General features: G+C 68.7%; 15 protein-coding genes and 1 pseudogene. 12 read left to right on the top strand and 4 right to left on the bottom strand.

What is annotated here, in order from left to right:
* Positions 1-284 (top strand): annotated as a pseudogene (locus MVA01S_RS31370) (PE family protein); the annotation flags it as partial.
* 439 nt (positions 285-723) lie between these two features.
* On the opposite strand, the gene MVA01S_RS22405 reads toward MVA01S_RS31370, so the two are convergent.
* A complete protein-coding gene (locus MVA01S_RS22405; protein WP_237024372.1) occupies positions 724-2,433 on the bottom strand; it encodes a sensor histidine kinase in 1,710 nt (569 codons plus the stop codon).
* A gap of 102 nt (positions 2,434-2,535) precedes the next feature.
* Between MVA01S_RS22405 and MVA01S_RS22400 the strand changes: the two genes are divergently transcribed.
* The 3 genes from MVA01S_RS22400 to dosR are packed head-to-tail and all read left to right on the top strand — an operon-like array spanning position 2,536 to position 5,025.
* Positions 2,536-3,537 (top strand): Acg family FMN-binding oxidoreductase, encoded by a 1,002-nt coding sequence (locus MVA01S_RS22400; protein WP_003933832.1) that lies wholly within the window; start codon positions 2,536-2,538, stop codon positions 3,535-3,537.
* Entirely contained in the window at positions 3,521-4,342 is an 822-nt protein-coding gene (locus tag MVA01S_RS22395; RefSeq protein WP_003933831.1) for a universal stress protein, read from the top strand. Before MVA01S_RS22400 ends, MVA01S_RS22395 begins: the two co-directional genes overlap by 17 nt.
* Positions 4,343-4,374: 32 nt before the next feature.
* Positions 4,375-5,025: a hypoxia response regulator transcription factor DosR/DevR gene (gene dosR / locus MVA01S_RS22390; RefSeq protein ID WP_003933830.1), complete on the top strand. Its 651-nt coding sequence runs from the start codon at positions 4,375-4,377 to the stop codon at positions 5,023-5,025.
* A gap of 5 nt (positions 5,026-5,030) precedes the next feature.
* Here dosR and MVA01S_RS22385 read toward each other — a convergent pair whose 3' ends face one another.
* Both MVA01S_RS22385 and MVA01S_RS22380 read right to left on the bottom strand, forming a co-directional pair.
* Entirely contained in the window at positions 5,031-6,023 is a 993-nt protein-coding gene (locus MVA01S_RS22385; protein WP_003933829.1) for an Acg family FMN-binding oxidoreductase, read from the bottom strand.
* Between the two features lie 105 nt (positions 6,024-6,128).
* Positions 6,129-7,775, bottom strand: coding sequence for a glycoside hydrolase family 13 protein (locus MVA01S_RS22380; RefSeq protein ID WP_003933828.1), 1,647 nt, complete (start codon positions 7,773-7,775; stop codon positions 6,129-6,131).
* A gap of 127 nt (positions 7,776-7,902) precedes the next feature.
* Here MVA01S_RS22380 and MVA01S_RS22375 point away from each other — a divergent pair, with 127 nt between their 5' ends.
* The 6 genes from MVA01S_RS22375 (at position 7,903) to MVA01S_RS22350 (ending at position 14,578) form a co-directional block, all read left to right on the top strand.
* A complete protein-coding gene (locus MVA01S_RS22375; protein ID WP_003933827.1) occupies positions 7,903-8,928 on the top strand; it encodes a LacI family DNA-binding transcriptional regulator in 1,026 nt (341 codons plus the stop codon).
* 63 nt (positions 8,929-8,991) lie between these two features.
* Entirely contained in the window at positions 8,992-10,344 is a 1,353-nt protein-coding gene (locus MVA01S_RS22370) for an extracellular solute-binding protein (RefSeq protein WP_237024371.1), read from the top strand.
* Positions 10,341-11,273: a carbohydrate ABC transporter permease gene (locus MVA01S_RS22365; RefSeq protein ID WP_003933825.1), complete on the top strand. Its 933-nt coding sequence runs from the start codon at positions 10,341-10,343 to the stop codon at positions 11,271-11,273. The genes MVA01S_RS22370 and MVA01S_RS22365 overlap by 4 nt, the downstream gene beginning before the upstream one ends.
* Positions 11,270-12,097, top strand: a complete 828-nt coding sequence (locus MVA01S_RS22360) for a carbohydrate ABC transporter permease (protein ID WP_003933824.1) — start codon at positions 11,270-11,272, stop codon at positions 12,095-12,097. Before MVA01S_RS22365 ends, MVA01S_RS22360 begins: the two co-directional genes overlap by 4 nt.
* A 4-nt stretch (positions 12,098-12,101) precedes the next feature.
* Complete coding sequence (locus tag MVA01S_RS22355) at positions 12,102-13,301, top strand: ABC transporter ATP-binding protein (protein WP_003933823.1); 1,200 nt, start codon at positions 12,102-12,104, stop codon at positions 13,299-13,301.
* Positions 13,302-13,318: 17 nt separating this feature from the next.
* On the top strand, positions 13,319-14,578 hold the full coding sequence (locus MVA01S_RS22350; RefSeq protein ID WP_003933822.1) for a DUF4032 domain-containing protein: 1,260 nt from the start codon (positions 13,319-13,321) through the stop codon (positions 14,576-14,578).
* A 3-nt stretch (positions 14,579-14,581) separates the two neighbouring features.
* Here the strand turns inward: MVA01S_RS22350 and MVA01S_RS22345 are convergent, their stop codons facing one another.
* Entirely contained in the window at positions 14,582-15,022 is a 441-nt protein-coding gene (locus tag MVA01S_RS22345; protein ID WP_003933821.1) for an STAS domain-containing protein, read from the bottom strand.
* A 6-nt stretch (positions 15,023-15,028) separates the two neighbouring features.
* On the opposite strand from MVA01S_RS22345, the gene MVA01S_RS22340 reads away from it, so the two are divergent.
* Together MVA01S_RS22340 and MVA01S_RS22335 are read left to right on the top strand one after the other, a co-directional pair.
* On the top strand, positions 15,029-15,829 hold the full coding sequence (locus tag MVA01S_RS22340) for an alpha/beta fold hydrolase (protein ID WP_003933820.1): 801 nt from the start codon (positions 15,029-15,031) through the stop codon (positions 15,827-15,829).
* A partial coding sequence (locus tag MVA01S_RS22335; protein ID WP_060941694.1) for a PP2C family protein-serine/threonine phosphatase occupies positions 15,826-16,667 on the top strand: 842 nt, incomplete at its 3' end. The genes MVA01S_RS22340 and MVA01S_RS22335, both read left to right, overlap by 4 nt.

Raw genomic sequence — 16,667 nt, 5'->3', positions numbered from 1 at the left:
TCCCGCCGTTGATCGTGGTCACCGCGGGCCCACCCGGCACCGGCGGAGCAGGCGGGGTCGCACCCGAGTTCGGCGTCACCACCGATCCGGGCGGAGCGGGCGGAACAGGCGGCGTCACACCGCTTGTCGACGCCGAGGCGGGCGTGCCCGGCGCCGGCGGGACGGGCGGAGTCGCACCCGAAGAAGGCCGGAGCACCGAGGCCGGAGGTGTCGGCGGCGTGGGCGGCGTCGCGATCGAGGACGACGAACTGGCCGGCGGCACCACGACCGGCGGAGCCGGCTGACCCGGGTTGGTGAACGCGCGCGCGGTGTCGGTCAGCGCCTGCGGGATATCGCCCGGACGGGACACGATCTGCTGAAGGATGCCCACGCACGGCACCCCGCCCCGGGTCGGGTTGGCATTTGCCGATGGGCTCAGCACCGGAGCGCTCAGGAAGATTCCCGCGCTGCCCATCATGACAACGACCACGCCCTTCTTGGTCCGTGACATCTGATCCCAGTCCTTCTACGTCGTGCTGCGCGAACTCCGTTTTGCGGCCTTACCGGGCTTACTGAACCGACAATTTGAGAAATCGCCGACGCGACAAATCTGGCGTTATCCAACCGTTGCGAAGGAGAAGCGTTCCCGTCACAGACCCGAAAACCGCTTCAGCGCCAAGAAACCGCCTTCAAGCTGGGATAACGGTGCCAATCAGGGCTCGCGCAGCGAACCCGCCCGCACGGTCACGGCAACGGGGCGCGCCACGTCAGCGTCGTGCCGCCGTCGGGACCCGCCCGCACGGTGAACGAGCCGCCCACCTCCGCGGCACGTTGCGACAGATTCGCCAGCCCACTTCCGGTGACGTCGGCGTCGATTCCCCTGCCGTTGTCGACGACTTCGATCGACAGATCGTCATCGACGGTGACCAGCACCGTGACCATGGTCGCCCCGGAGTGGCGAACGACGTTGCTGACCGCTTCGCGCACCACCGCTTCGGCGTGATCGGCCAGCGTCGCGTCGACCACGGAGAGCGGGCCGACGTACTGCGCCGAGGCGCGGATGCCCGATCCGGGAAAAGCTGCCACCGCCTCGTCCAGTCGCTGCCGCAACCGGGTGATCGCCGACGAACCCCCGTGCAGGTCGAAGATCGTCGTGCGGATCTCCTGGATCACGTCCTGCAGGTCGTCCACGCACCCTGAAAGCCGTTGCTGCACTTCGTCAGATCGTGCGCGGGCGATCGTGCCCTGCAACGCGAGTCCGACGGCGAACAGACGCTGGATCACGTGGTCGTGCAGATCGCGGGCGATGCGATCCCGGTCGGTCAGGATGCCGAGTTCCCGCATCCGGTTCTGCGTACTGGCCAATTGCCATGCCAGAGCGGCCTGGTCGGCGAACGCCGTCATCATGTCCAGCTCTTCGGACGAGAAGCTTTGCGCCCCAACATCCCTCACGGCAATCAACACCCCGGGAACGGCGTCGGTGGCCCGCAGCGGCAGCACCAGGGCCGGCCCCGTCGCACCGCCGATGCCCACATCCTCGCCGCTGAATCTGCCCGGCAGCCGCCGGGTGAACGCGGCGCCGACCGCGGTACCTGCGACAGGAATGGGCGGGGGCACGGTCTCGGTGAGACCGGCCCAGGCCGCCACGGTGAGTTCGTCGACCTCACCGACCGGCAGGTCCGGATCCTCCGGGATCGCCACCATCGTCGTGCGGGCCCCGCTGAGCTTGTGCGCAGTGTCGGCGACGAGCCGGAACACCCCGGCGGGGTCGGTGCCCGACAACAGCTCGGTGCCGATGTCGCGGGTCGCCGCGATCCACTCCTGTCGGGCGCGCGACTGCTCGTAGAGTCGGGCGTTCTCGATCGCGATGCCTGCTGCGGCGGCCAGCGCCTCGACCAGGACCTCGTCGTCCTCGCTGAACGGCTCGCCGCCGATCTTGTCGGTCAGGTACAGGTTGCCGAACACCTCGTCGCGGATGCGCACCGGCACGCCGAGGAAGGTGCGCATCGGCGGATGGTTCGGCGGAAAGCCCACCGATGCGACGTGCGCTGAGATGTCTTCCAGACGAATGGGTTTGGGGTCGTCGATCAGAACCCCGAGCACGCCGCGGCCTTCTGGGAGATGTCCGATCAGGTCCCTGGTGGCCTCGTTGATGCCCTCGTAGACGAACTCGACGAGTTCGTCGTCGGAACCCCGCACGCCGAGCGCGCCGTACTGCGCGTCGACCAGATCGATCGCGGTGTGCACGATGGTGCGCAGCGTGGCGTCGAGTTCCAGGCCCGAGGTGACCACCAGCATCGCCTCGACCAGCCCGTCGAGCCGGTCACGGCCCTTGATGATCTGTTCGACGCGGTCCTGGACCTCGTTGAGAAGTTCGTGCAGCCGGAGCTGGGACAGGGTGCCGCGCACGGCGCGCACGCCACCGCCAGGTTCGGGCTCGTCGGTCTCCCCCACACGACCATGGTGCACCACCGAGGCGCGCCGTGGTTGAGGACCATTGGCCCTGTCCGGAAACCACCCGGCGGCGCAGGCTGGAAGTGAACCGGAGGAGGCCAGATGACTGCGACACCGGTACCCGCCACCACGATCGTCGACGCACTGCGACTCGCCTGCCGGGCACCGTCACTGCACAACAGCCAGCCTTGGCGGTGGGAGACCACCGGCCACTGCGTCGATCTGTTTGCCGATGGGCGGCGTCTGCTGCGCACCACCGACGCCTCCGGCCGCGAAGCACTGATCAGCTGCGGCGCCGCACTCGACCATTTCCGGGTCGCAATGGCCGCCGCCGGCTGGCACACCCACGTGCAGCGCTTCCCCGACCCGCACAACCCCCGCCATCTCGCCCGGATCGAGTTCACCGCGACCGCGGCCGTCGACCAACACCGGCGCCGCGCCGACGCGATCCTGCTGCGGCGCAGCGATCGGCTGCCGATGGCCGCACCTCCCGACTGGGAGCAGCTGATCGAGGCGCTGGATCTTGCGTCCCGTGACGGCGCGACCCGGCTGGCCGCCGTCGCCGACGACGTGCGCGGCCCGTTGGCCGAGGCCTCCCACCTCGCTGATGCGCTACGCCTCTACGACTCCCGCTATCACAACGAACTCTCTTGGTGGACAGCTGATTTCAGCACCTCAGAAGGGATCCCCCGCAGCGCCTTGATCTCGGCGACCGAGAGCGACCGGGTGCACGTCGGTCGCGCGTTCCCTGTCACTACCGCCCCGGATCGCCACGGCCGTCCCGACGAGGACCACGCCGGGATCCTGGTGCTGTCCACCGACGACGACTCCGCCGAGAGCGTACTGCGTTGTGGCGAGGCGTTGTCGGCGGTTCTGTTGGAAGCCACCATGGCGGGAATGTCGACCTGCACCGTCACCCACATCACCGAGGTGCCCGAAGGCCGCGACGTTGTCGCCTCGTTGATCGGCAGCACCGCGATCCCGCAGGCGCTGGTGAGAGTCGGGCTGGCCCCGGCGATGGACCCCTGTCCCCCACCCACTCCGCGCCGGGCCATGGAGGACGTGCTCGAGATGCGCGGAGGCCGCGATGCCAGACACCAGTGAACGACCCTGCATCGTCGTCGGCATCGACGGCTCCCCGGCGGCGGTGGATGCCGCGCTGTGGGCCGTCGAGCAGGCCGTCGATGCCGACGTCCCACTCCGGTTGGTCTACGTCATCGACCCCCGGCCCGGTGCGGTCGATCCCCAGGACCAGGCCCGCCGCGTGGCGACCGGCGAGATCGCGTTGCGTCACGCGCTGACCGCTGTGGAGGCCACCGAGCGCCCCGTCAAGATCGAGCTCGAGATGCTGCAGGGCAGGCCGGTCGAGACGCTGCTGGAGGCTGCCCGTCCGGCGTCGATGCTGTGCGTCGGCGCCCGCGGGTACCGGCACTCGACCAGCGGGCGCATCGGTTCGACCGCGGCGGCCCTGACCGCGGCGGCGCGCTGTCCGGTCGCGATCGTGCGCGCACACCGGCCGCATCACCGTTCCGATCGCGCGGTGGTCGTCGAATACACCGACACCCCGGCGGGCGGCGAGGTGATGCGCCGCGGTCTGGACGAGGCGCGACGCCGGCACGCTCCGGCACGCGTGCTGACCCCTGCCCGCACCGCCGCCGAGGTCGGCGCGCGCTGGGACCGCCGGCTCGCCGAATGGCGCCACAGCTTCCCCGATGTCGACATCTCCGCGGTCCACGGGCCCGGCGGCACGCTGGGCTACCTGTCGGTCCACGGGGACGCCGTCCAGCTGCTGGTCACCGCCCGCAACCGGCCCGGCGGCATCGCCGCACTCCTGGGCGCGCCCGGCAACAAGGCCCTTCGTGACACTGATTGCTCGATACTGGTGTGCGAACCGCACACCGCACTGTGATCAGTGCCGACTGACAGGGATGACGTCGCGACATGCTGAAGGTGTTCCTGGTAGACGACCACGAAGTGGTCCGGCGAGGACTGATCGACCTGCTGGGCGGTGATCCCGAGCTCGACGTCGTCGGCGAGGCCGGCACCGTCGCCGAGGCGCTGACACGCATTCCCGCCGCCCAGCCCGACGTCGCGGTACTCGACGTCCGCCTGCCCGACGGCAACGGCATCGAGTTGTGCCGCGAACTGCTGTCGCGGCTCCCCGACCTGCGCTGCCTGATCCTGACCTCGTTCACCTCCGACGAGGCGATGCTGGACGCGATCCTCGCCGGGGCCAGTGGCTACGTGGTCAAGGACATCAAGGGCATGGAACTGGCCCGAGCCATCAAGGAGGTCGGTTCGGGGCGCTCCTTGCTGGACAACCGGGCAGCCGCGGCCTTGATGGCCCGGTTACGGGGCGACGGCGCGCCCAACGACCCGCTGTCCGGACTGAGCGAGCAGGAACGGGTGCTGCTCGACCTGCTCGGCGAAGGGCTGACCAACAAGCAGATCGCGGCCCGCATGTTCCTCGCCGAGAAGACGGTCAAGAACTACGTGTCCCGCCTGCTCGCGAAACTCGGCATGGAACGCCGAACCCAGGCCGCGGTGTTCGCCTCAAAACTCGACCGGCAACGTCGGCCCGACTACTCCTGACGCGGTTACTGCGTCGGCGATTCGTCAAGTCCGGCAACGACATCGGACAGATCGCGGCGCGGTGTGGAAGGCAGTGGGTCGGCGTTGACCGGAGCCCAGCCCACCCGCAGCAGCATCTGCGGGTGTCCGTCGGCGCCGAAGACGTCGCAGCGCACCGCATCGCGGGTGTCGGCGAACTCCAACGGCTCGGTGATCGGGCAGCTCGCCAGACCCAGTGCCGTGGCGGTGAGTAGCACCACGCTGGTCGCCTCCCCCGCCCGCAGCCAGGACAGCCGGTCGTCGTCGACGGTTCCCAGTGCCAGCACCGCCGCGTTGTCGTCGTCGCCCTCGGCGTCGGGGGTCTGCGGCAGCACTCCGCCGGCGAACGCGCGCAGCGGGATCGGGCCCCTGCCGTCGGCGCCCGGCACGCTGCGGGCCGGGACGCCGGCGGTCGAGGCGTACCGCCCGCTCCACGTCGCCAGCTCGGTGAGGTAGCCGGCATTCTCGCCGTGCCTGTGGGCCGCCGCGTTGACCAACCGCGTCAGGCCCTCCAGATCGTCGACGCGGCGCATCAGCACCCCGGCGCGGGCCGCGCGGGCACCCATCAACGCGATGTCACCGCGCGGCACCGGCCACGAGCTGTAGTACCGGCGGTCGGTACGGCGACGCGGGATCGCCGCGGCCAGCGTCACGTCCACCTCCGCCGCCGGATAACGGTGCAGTTCGAGCGCCGCCAGGTGCTCCGGGTCGGCCGGGTCCGGGAACCTGTGCACCTTGGACTGCCAGCCCAGCGCCGCCAGCGCCACCACACAGTGGTTGAGCGCCGCACCGCAGCTGAGCATGAGGTCGCGGCCGTCGGGATCGGTGTGCGGCAACAACAGATCCGGATCGGCGAACAGATCCAGGCGCTGGTCGCCCACCCGCCACCGCCACGGTTGTGAGTTGTGCACCGAGGGCGCACGATTGGCCAGCGACAGCGCGGACCTCAAGGTGTCGCCATCGGGAAGATGACCGGACATCGCTGCTTATCCCTTCGGGAGTTGTCGTCCCCTCCAGGGTGCTCTGCCGACGGCGTCACGGTCAGGGCACAAAGACCTCTCCTATGCCGACCTCTCCTGCGCCGTTCAGCGCAGCCACACCGCGGTGTCGGGCGGGAGCACCCGGTCGACACCCGGTTCCGACGCCAGCGCGACCGTCGCCCCGGCGGGCAAGCTCACCTCGGAGTCACCCGTGTTGACCCAGCACTGCGCGTCCCCGCGCCCGAACGCCGCCACATCGGGGGCGACCTCGATCCACTCCACCGGACCGGCACCCGACCACAGCTCGGGACGCAGCCGCAATGCGGCCCGGTACAGGTTCAGCGTCGATTCGGGGTCGTGGTCCTGCGCCTCGGCGCTGCGCTGGGCCCAGTGCCAGGGCTGCGGCAGCCACAGCCCCGCCCCGGGATCCGGCGAGAACCCGTAGGGCGGTTCGGTTCCGTTCCACGGCAACGGAATCCGGCACCCGTCCCGGCCGACGTCGGTGAACCCCGACTGCACCCAGGTCGGGTCCTGCCGCGCCTCGGCGGGAAGGTCCTCGATCTCCTCCAGCCCGAGTTCCTCACCCTGGTAGACGTATGCGGTTCCGGGCAGCGCCAGCTGCACCAGCGCCGCGGCCCGCGCGCGCCGGCGGCCCAGCGGGTGATCGGGCACCTCCTCGCCCCAACGTCCCCGTTCCCACGCGGTGTCGACCAGATGTGCCGGCTGGGACCGCGAGAACCGCGTCACAGTGCGGGTGACGTCGTGGTTGGACAGCACCCAGGTCGGCGGCGCGCCGACCGACGCGGCGGAACTGATCGCGTCGTCGACGACCTTGCGCAGCCACTCCGCGCGCCAGGGTGCGCGCAGGAAGTCGAACTGGAACGCGGTGTGCAACTCGTCCGGGCGCAGGTAGCGCGCCAACCGTTCGTTGCTGGGCACCCACGCCTCGGCGATGAAGATCCGCTCCGGGGTATAACGCTCGGCCACCGACCGCCAGCCGCGGTAGACCTCGTGCACCCCGTCCTGGTCCCAGGCCGGGTGTCGGCCCTCGGTGTGCAGCATCACCTGCGGTTCGGCGTCGGCGTCGGCGCCGTCGGGTAGCCCGGCCGCCTTGACCAGCCCGTGGGCGACGTCGATCCGGAAACCGTCGACACCCCGGTCGAACCAGAACGCCAGGATGTCCTCGAACTCGGCGCGCACCTCGGGGTGGTCCCAGTTCAGATCCGGCTGGCCGGGGGCGAACAGATGCAGATACCACTGGCCTTTCAGCGGCCCACTGTCCACCCGGGTCCACGCCGGACCCCCGAACACGCTCTGCCAGTTGTTCGGTGGGGATGACCCGTCCGCGCCTGCCCCCGGCCGGAAGTGGTACCGCTGCCGCGCGCCGGGCTCGTCGGCCAGTGCGGCCCTGAACCACTCATGCCGGTCCGAGGTGTGGTTGGGCACGATGTCGAGAATCACCCGGATGCCCAGCGCGTGCGCCTCGGCGATCAGCGTCTGCGCGTCCTCCAGCGTGCCGTAGGCCGGGTCGATGTCGCGATAGTCGGCGACGTCGTAGCCCGCGTCGGCCATCGGCGACGGGTACCAGGGATTGATCCAGATCGCGTCGACCCCCAGCTGCGCCAGATACGGCAGGCGGGCCCGCAGGCCCTGGATGTCGCCGACGCCGTCGCCGTCACCGTCGGCGAAGCTGCGGATGTAGACCTGGTAGACGACGGCGGTCTGCCACCAGTACGACTCTTCAGCAGTCAACGGTCAATCCTCCACAGGGCTATATAAGACGTAAACGTTTTCGCCACCAGATTCGTTTCACTGCAGGCACATGTCAACTCGATACCTGCTGGCGTAAATATTTACGCCGGGCTATCGTCACCCTGCGATGATCCCCAAGCAGACGGTGAACATGACCGACGTCGCACGACGGTCGGGGGTGTCGATCGCGTCGGTGTCGCGAGCCCTGCGGGGCGGGCCCGGGGTCTCGCCGGCCACCCGCGAGCGCATCCTGTCCGCGGCGCGGGAACTGTCCTATGTCGTGTCCCCGGAGGCCTCGCGACTGTCCGGCGGCCCCACCGGCCGACTCGGGGTGATCGTGCCGCGGATCGACGCGTGGTTCTACTCGACCATCCTGGCCGGCATCGCCGACGAGTTGGACACCCTCGGCGTGGATCTGGTGCTGTGCACGCTGCCCGACGCGGCCGCCCGGCACCGCTTCTTCGAGGCGCTGCCGTTGCGCCGCAAGGTCGACGCCGCCGTCGTGGTCTCGCTCCCGCTGTCCGCACGCGAGCACACCAGGCTGGAACGACTGGGCGTGCCGACCGTCTTCGTCGGCGGCCACCGCACCGGCGATCACCGGCCCTGGGTCGGCATCGACGACGAGCGCGCCGCACGACAGGCTGTCGGCCATCTGCTCACGATCGGCCACACCGACATCGCGATGATCCAGGCCGCCGACGACGCGGACATCCCCTGGGCCACCGACCAGGCCCGAATCCGGGGGTTCCACCGCCAACTCGCCGACGCCGGTGTGACCGACCCCACGGTGGTCACCGTGAAGTGGAGCATCGACGGCGGTTCGCGCGGGATGGAGATGCTGTTGAGCCAGGACCGCCTGCCCACCGCGGTGTTCTGCCACTCCGACGAGATCGCGCTCGGCGCGCTGCGCACTCTTCGGCGAGCCGGAATCTCCGTGCCACAACACATTTCGGTCATCGGCGTCGACGACCATCCGGCCGCCGACATCAGCGACCTCACCACGGTCGCCCAGCCGGTCCGCGCCCAGGGCCGGCTCGCCGCCCGCGCGGTGCTGGACAGCCTCGGCACCGACGAACGCCCCGAAACAGCGCCACCGGTGACCACATTGGCGACCCGGCTGGTGGTGCGCGGATCCACCGCGCCGCCACGCTGACACCGCTGCCCCACCAGGCCTGTGAGGTGTGACACACTCTCAGACGTACCGAATGTGCTGCCCGTGGCCCTCATCGGAGACCACAACTTCATAGACGAGGACGTGATGAAACGGATTCAGTTCGCCCGCGGGCGACGACGTCGGGCGATCGCGCTGGCCAGCGCACCCGTGATCGCGGCGACGTTGTTGTCGGCCTGCGGCAGTCAAGGTGGCCCCCCGACGCTGACGTGGTACATCCTCCCTGACAACGGGGGCTCCGTCGCCCGTGCGGAACAGTGCGCCGACGCCTCCAACGGGGCCTACCAGGTGCGCATCGAATCGCTGCCCAGCACCGCCACCGCCCAGCGCGAACAGATGGTCCGCCGCCTGGCCGCCGGTGATTCGTCGATCGATCTGGTCAGCATGGACGTGGTGTTCACGGCGGAGTTCGCCAACGCCGGCTTCCTACGCCCGTACACCGACGAGGAAACACAACGGCTGACCGCGGGGATGCTGCCCGCCCCGATCGAGACCGGCATATGGGAGGACACCCTCTACGGGGCGCCGTACAAGTCCAACGCCCAGCTTCTCTGGTACCGCAAGTCGGCGGCCGCCGCGGCCGGGGTCGATCCCACCTCGCCGACGTTCACCTGGGACGAAATGCTCAAAGCGGCTGTGGGCCAAAAGAAGAAGATCGCCGTGCAGGCGCAGCGCTACGAGGGATACACGGTGTGGATCAACGCCCTGGTGCTTTCCGGTGGCGGCGCGCTGCTGGAGGACGTGGAGGCCGGCCGCAACGCCAAGCCGTCACTGGCCACCCCGCCCGGCGAGAAGGCCGCCGAGATCGTCGGCAACCTGGGTCGGTCCACGGCCGCTCCGGTCGATCTGTCCAACGCCTCAGAGGAACAGGCGCGCGCCAACTTCCAGTCGGACCAGGGGATGTTCATGGTCAACTGGCCCTATGTGCTGGCCGCCGCGCGCAGCGCGGCCGAAGAAGGCACATTGCCTCAAGAGGTCGTCGACGACATCGGCTGGGCCCGCTATCCCAGGGTCTCCCCCGACCGTCCCAGCGCGCCGCCGCTGGGCGGCGCGAACCTCGGCATCGGCGCCTACACCAAGTACCCGGAGCAGGCGGTGGCGCTGGTCGAGTGCATCAACGCCGAACCGAAAGCCACCCAGTACATGCTCGACGAGAGCGAACCGTCGCCGTATGCGGCGTCCTACGACAGTCCCGAGATCCGGGAGACGTACGAGAACGCCGACCTGATCCGTGAATCCATCGGCGACGGCGGCCCCCGCCCGCCGACCCCGTTCTACACCGACATCTCCGGTGCGATCCAGCAGACCTGGCATCCGCCGGCCTCGGTGAATGCCGAAACACCGGAAAGGACAGACCAATTCATGGCTGACGTGCTGGCGGGAAGGCGGCTGCTGTGACCGCCTTGGCAGACCCGCCGATCCAGAAAGATCCGGGTAAACCCTCGGTCAGTGAACGCGTCAAGGGCGAACGCCGGCTCGGGCTCTACCTGACCCTGCCGTCGTATGTGGTGATGCTGCTCGTCACCGCCTACCCGCTCGGTTACGCGCTGGTGCTGTCGCTGTACAACTTCCGGTTGACCGACCCCGAAGGCCGCAGCTTCGTCGGGCTGGGCAACTACCTGGTCATCCTCACCGACCCGATCTGGTGGAACGACTTCGTCACCACGCTGGCGATCACCGTCGTCACCGTGGCCGTCGAACTCGTACTCGGGTTCTGGTTCGCGTTCGTGATGCTGCGGATCGTGCGGGGCCGCGGCCCGCTGCGCACCGCGATCCTGATCCCCTACGGCATCGTCACCGTGGTCTCGGCGTTCATCTGGCGCTACGCGTTCGCCATCGACTCCGGGTTCGTCAACCAGTGGCTCAACCTCACCGATTTCGACTGGTTCGGGGACCGCTGGTCGGCCATCTTCGTGATCTGCCTGTCCGAGATCTGGAAGACGACGCCGTTCATCTCGCTGCTGCTGCTGGCCGGTCTGGTGCAGGTCCCCGAGGACATGCAGGAGGCCGCCAAAGTGGACGGCGCCACCGCGTGGCAGCGGCTGTGGAAGATCACCCTGCCGAACATGAAGGCCGCGATCATGGTCGCGCTGTTGTTCCGCACGCTGGACGCCTGGCGGATCTTCGACAACCCGTATGTGATGACGGCCGGTGCGAACAACACCGAGACGATCTCGTTCCTGGCCTATCGGCAGAACGTGACACTGGTGAATCTCGGTATGGGGTCAGCGGTCTCGGTGCTGCTGTTCCTGTCGGTGGTCGCCATCGCATGGATATTCATCAAGGTCTTCAAGACCGACCTCTCGCAAGTCAGGGGCGACCAGTGACCAAGAACACCAAATGGTGGACCATCGCCGGGATCGTGATCGTCATCTACAGCTTCGTGCCGATGCTGTGGATGATCAGCCTGGCGTTCAAGCCCCCGTCGGACATCGTCTCGGGCAAGCCGTCGTTCCTGCCCAGCACGTTCACCTTCGACAACTTCGCCCAGATCTTCAGCGAGCCGCTGTTCACCAGAGCGCTGATCAACTCGATCGGCATCGCGATCATCGCCACCGTGATCTCGGTGGTGATCGCGATGTTCGCCGCGTACGCCATTGCGCGACTGGAGTTCCGGGGCAAGAAGCTCCTGCTGTCGCTGGCGCTGGGTATCGCGATGTTCCCGCAGGCCGCACTGGTCGGCCCGCTGTTCGACATGTGGCGCGGGCTGGGCATCTACGACACGTGGCTGGGCCTGATCATCCCGTACCTGACGTTCGCACTGCCGCTGTCGATCTGGACCATGTCGGCGTTCTTCCGTCAGATCCCGTGGGAGATGGAACACGCGGCGCAGGTCGACGGTGCCACGTCGTGGCAGGCGTTCCGGAAGGTGATCGTCCCGCTGGCGGCGCCGGGAGTGTTCACCACCGCGATCCTGACGTTCTTCTTCTGCTGGAACGACTTCCTGTTCGCGATCTCGCTGACGTCCACCGACAGTGCCCGCACCGTGCCGGCGGCACTGGCGTTCTTCCAGGGGGCGTCGTACTTCGAATCACCGGTCCCGTACATCATGGCGGCGTCGGTGATCGTGACCATCCCGGTGGTCATCCTGGTTCTCATCTTCCAGCGGCGCATCGTCGCCGGTCTTACTTCCGGAGCAGTGAAGGGATAGCCCCATGGCAGCAATCACGATGCGCAATATCGTCAAGAAGTACGGTGACGGATACCCGGCGGTCAACGATGTGAGTTTGGACGTCGCCGACGGTGAGTTCATGATCCTGGTCGGCCCGTCGGGGTGCGGCAAGTCGACCCTGCTGCGGATGATCGTCGGCCTGGAGGACATCACCTCCGGCGACATGATGATCGGCGACAAGCGGGTCAACGACATGGCCCCCCGCGACCGGAACCTGGCCATGGTGTTCCAGAACTACGCGCTGTATCCGCACCTTTCGGTGTTCGAGAACATCGCGTTCCCGCTCCGGTTGTCGGGCAAGCTCTCCGATGAGGAGATCCGCAAGCGGGTCAACGAGGCGGCCGCGACGCTGGAGCTCACCGAACACCTCGACCGCAAGCCGGCCAATCTGTCCGGCGGGCAGCGGCAGCGTGTCGCGATGGGCCGGGCGATCGTGCGCGAGGCCGACGCGTTCCTGTTCGACGAACCGCTGAGCAACCTCGACGCCAAGCTGCGCGGCCAGATGCGCACCGAGATCCTGCGGCTGCAGCGCCAGCTCGGCGTCACCACCGTCTACGTCACCCACGACCAGACCGAGGCGATGACCCTCGGCGACCGCGTTGCGGTGCTGAAAAAAGGTGTGCTGCAACAGGTTGCCAGCCCGCGTGAGCTCTACGACCAGCCGGTCAATCTGTTCGTCGCCGGCTTCATCGGCTCACCCCCGATGAACTTCGTGCCCGCCAAAGTGCGCGGCGACCAGATCGAGTTGCCGTTCGTGAACGTCCCGCTGCGGGACGAATGGCGCGAGGTGGTCGAGGACGACAAGGTCTACATCGCCGGGATCCGGCCGGGAGCGTTCGAGGACGCCGACTTCGTCGACGACGACAAGCGCTCGCGCGGTGTCACTTTCGACGTCGACATCGACGTCACCGAGTGGCTGGGCAACGAGCAGTACGCGTTCGTCCCGTTCGAGGCCTCGACGGAGATCTCCAACCAGCTCGCCGAGCTGGCCAACGAACTCGACAGTGAGCAGTTGCGCACCCAGATCTGCGTCGAGCTGGATCCGCTGAGCCGGGTGCGGGGCGGCGACAAGGCCACGCTGTGGCTGGATGCCGAGCGACTGCACCTGTTCGACCCGCACTCCGGTGACAATCTGACCAGGGTGACCGAGTCCCGCGGCCGGCACGCGGCGGCCACCGGCTGAGTCTGCGACGCCCGGCGATGGCCGCCCCCGAGCTGCGGCTACGGGCACCCTGCCCGGGTCTGATCGCGCTGCCCTGGGACCGACCGCTGTCCGACTGGCGGGCGCCTGAGGTTCCGCTGCGGGACGTGCCGGTGGGGCCCAGTCGGCACCTGGTGCGGTTCGTGCACTGCGATGGCGAGCTGTGGGCGCTCAAGGACCTCCCACCCCGCATCGCGGCCCGGGAGTACGGCGTGCTGAGCCGGCTGGAGGAGATGGGGCTCAATGCCGTGCGCCCGGCCGGGCTGGTCTTCCAGCCCGGGTTCGACACCGCGGTGCTGCTGACGCGCTATCTCGTCGGTTCGTGGCAGTACCGGCGGCTGTTCATGCGGCTGCCGCCGGACGCGCCCAAGCACCGGGCCCGGTTGTTCGACGCGATGGCCACCCTGCTGGTGGAACTGCACCGGCACGGCGTGTTCTGGGGGGACTGTTCGCTGGCCAACACGCTGTTCTCCCGCGACGGCCAGGTGCTGCAGGCGTTCCTGGTCGACGCCGAGACCAGTGAGGTGCATCCGAGTCTGTCGGACGGGCAACGCAACCACGACATCGACATCACCGTCGAGAACGTCGCAGCCGGGCTGCTGGACATGGCCGCCAAACTCGAGCGACCGGAGCTGCAGCCGGGTTTCATCCAGGAGGCCGTCGACATCAGGGGCCGCTACGAACGGCTGTGGAATCTGCTGACGGCGGAGCCGACGTTCGGTTTCGCCGACCGCTACCGGGTGGAGGGCACGATCCGCAAACTCAACGAGGCCGGATTCGCCGTCGACGAGGTGTCGCTGCAGCCGGTCAGTGCCGGCGGCGACGAGCTGAGGCTGCACGTGGCGGTGGGCGACCGCAAGTATCACGCCGCGCAGCTGCGGCGACTGACCGGGCTCGACGTCGGCGAAGGTCAGGCGCGCATCCTGCTCGGGGACCTGCAGGCCTACCAGGGCCAGCTGTGCTACGAGGCCGGCCACGACGTCGACGACCGCACCGCCGCCCAGTTGTGGGTGATGGAGGTGGCCACCCCCGCCATGCACCGGGCGCACTCTGCGCTCGGCGGGATCGGCAGCCCCATCCAGGCCTACTGCGACCTGCTGGAGGTCCGCTGGTTGCTCTCCGAACGCGCCGGCCACGACGTGGGCACCGAGCGCGCGCTGCAGGCGCTGGCGCGCAGGGTCGTCCCTTCGGAGTCGGCGGCCCAGTTGGCGGTGGTCGAGGAGCCTACCCAGCCGTTCTCGGTGCTCGACGACGACTGACGGTCACGACACCCGCCGCAGCGCCTCGTCGAGGGTCTCGCACAGGTTGAGTTCGGCGTCGAGCCCGACGATGGTCAGCGGCCTCCTGATGGCCGAACCGTCGGCGACCACCGCGAACCCGACCGTGGATCCGGCCCGTTCTCTGGCCTGCTCGCTGGCCTTGATCAGCACCGTCATCCCAGCCGACGCCAGGAACGACACCGCGCACAGGTCCACCACCACCGCCGCCGGGGCGGCGTCGAAGACCTGCTCGAACGCCGCGGTGACCTCGGCGGCCGTCGCGGCATCCACCACCCCGGACACCGTCACCACCTCGGCGTTGTCGACGGTTCGGGTGCTGATGGCGACTTCGCTGCGGCCGGGCGGAAAGGCAGGACTGTTGATCTCGTCGGTCATATTGCGCTTTCGGTACACGATCTGCGGGACGGGCTGTTCTGAGATCATCTCAGAATGGACGTCCGCTCCAAGAACAACGTGCGGGTGACGGGCCGGACCGACGGCCGCCCGATCATGCTCGCCCATGGATTCGGCTGCGACCAGAATCTGTGGCGGCTGGTCGTGCCGCTGCTGGCCGAGCGGTTCCGTCTCGTCCTGTTCGACCACGTCGGTTCGGGCGCCTCGGATCCGTCGGCTTGGGACGAGCAGCGCTACACCGGGCTGCAGCAGTACGCCGACGACGTGCTGGCGATCGTCGACGAGCTGGATCTGCGGGACGCCGTCTTCGTCGGCCACTCGGTGGCCGCGATGATGGGCGTGCTCGCCGCTGCGGCGTCCCCCGCGTCCTTCGCAGGGCTGGTACTGCTCACCCCGTCGCCGCGGTATCTGGACGACGGGCCGTACCGCGGCGGATTCACCCGCCCGGACATCGACGAACTGCTGGAGTCCATCGAGAGCAACTACCTGGGCTGGTCGCGCGCTATGGCGCCGGTGATCATGGGCACCCCTGATCGTCCGGAACTGGAAGCCGAACTGGCCGAGTCGTTCTGCCGCGCCGACCCCGTCCGGGCACTGACTTTCGCCCGCGCCACCTTCCTGTCCGACAACCGGGACGACCTGGACCGCGTCACCGTGCCCACCGCGATCATCGAGTGTGCACACGACTCGCTGGCACCTCGCGACGTCGGCGCCTACTGCCACACCCACATCAAGGGCAGCACGCTGGTGACCCTGGACGCGACGGGCCACTGCCCCCACCTGAGCGTCCCGGAAGCGACCGCGGCCGCGATCGCGGACTTCGCTGACAGCCTGTGAACGATCCACGGCGCCAACAGTTTCCGGACGCAGTCGACGACTATTTCGACAACGCGCCATGCGGTCTGCTGCTCACCGGCACCGACGACCGCATCACACTGGCCAACCGCACGTTCGCGGGCTGGGTCGGGCATCCACCGCAGGAACTGGCGGGACGCCGGTTTCCCGATCTGCTGGCCGCAGGCAGCCGGATCCACTACGAGACGCATTTCGCCCCGCTGCTGCAGATGACCGGTTCCCTCACCGGCATCACTCTCGACCTGATCGGCGAAGACGGTTCGCGGATACCGGTTTTCGTTACCGCCAACGTCAGGACCGACGCCGGCGGCGCCCCGGTCGCGTTGCGCATCACCGTGCAGGACGCCACGGAACGGCGCTCCTACGAACGCCAACTGCTGGAGGCGCGCCGGGTCGCCGACCGCGAACGGGAACGCGTGCAACTGCTGGCCGCCACCCTGCAACGCTCGCTGGTGCCACCGAGCCTGACCCCGCCGGACGGACTGGTGGCCGCGGCGCACTACCACACCGCGTCCCCCGACGACGTCGGCGGAGATTTCTACGACCTGTTCCCGCTGACGCGGCACAAGTGGGGCATCTTCCTCGGCGACGTGTCGGGCAAGGGCGCAGGCGCAGCCGCCGTCACGTCGCTGACCCGCTACACCCTGCGCGCCGCCGCGGCCTACGACGACGACCCGGTCACCGTTCTGCACAACCTCGACGCGGTGCTGAGCCACGAGTTCCACGGCGACGACCCCCACTTCTGCACGGTGCTGTTCGGTGTGATCACCCCGACCGTCGACGGCTTCGACGTCGAACTGGCCAGCGGCGGGCACCCGCC

Source organism: Mycolicibacterium vaccae NBRC 14118 = CIP 105934 (assembly GCF_001552715.1).
Classification (GTDB): domain Bacteria; phylum Actinomycetota; class Actinomycetes; order Mycobacteriales; family Mycobacteriaceae; genus Mycobacterium; species Mycobacterium vaccae.
The sequence above is the reverse complement of the archived record's forward strand: the minus strand, read 5'-3'. Positions and strand labels throughout refer to the sequence as shown.

What these genes read in the sequence shown, in the direction of transcription:
- MVA01S_RS22350 (WP_003933822.1), top strand. Translation starts at nt 13,319, where the DNA reads ATGGCCGCCCCCGAGCTGCGGCTACGGGCACCCTGCCCGGGTCTGATC.
- dosR (WP_003933830.1), top strand. Translation starts at nt 4,375, where the DNA reads ATGCTGAAGGTGTTCCTGGTAGACGACCACGAAGTGGTCCGGCGAGGA.
- MVA01S_RS22340 (WP_003933820.1), top strand. Translation starts at nt 15,029, where the DNA reads ATGGACGTCCGCTCCAAGAACAACGTGCGGGTGACGGGCCGGACCGAC.
- MVA01S_RS22375 (WP_003933827.1), top strand. Translation starts at nt 7,903, where the DNA reads ATGATCCCCAAGCAGACGGTGAACATGACCGACGTCGCACGACGGTCG.
- MVA01S_RS22385 (WP_003933829.1), bottom strand. Translation starts at nt 6,023, where the DNA reads ATGTCCGGTCATCTTCCCGATGGCGACACCTTGAGGTCCGCGCTGTCG.
- MVA01S_RS22345 (WP_003933821.1), bottom strand. Translation starts at nt 15,022, where the DNA reads ATGATCTCAGAACAGCCCGTCCCGCAGATCGTGTACCGAAAGCGCAAT.
- MVA01S_RS22395 (WP_003933831.1), top strand. Translation starts at nt 3,521, where the DNA reads ATGCCAGACACCAGTGAACGACCCTGCATCGTCGTCGGCATCGACGGC.
- MVA01S_RS22400 (WP_003933832.1), top strand. Translation starts at nt 2,536, where the DNA reads ATGACTGCGACACCGGTACCCGCCACCACGATCGTCGACGCACTGCGA.
- MVA01S_RS22355 (WP_003933823.1), top strand. Translation starts at nt 12,102, where the DNA reads ATGGCAGCAATCACGATGCGCAATATCGTCAAGAAGTACGGTGACGGA.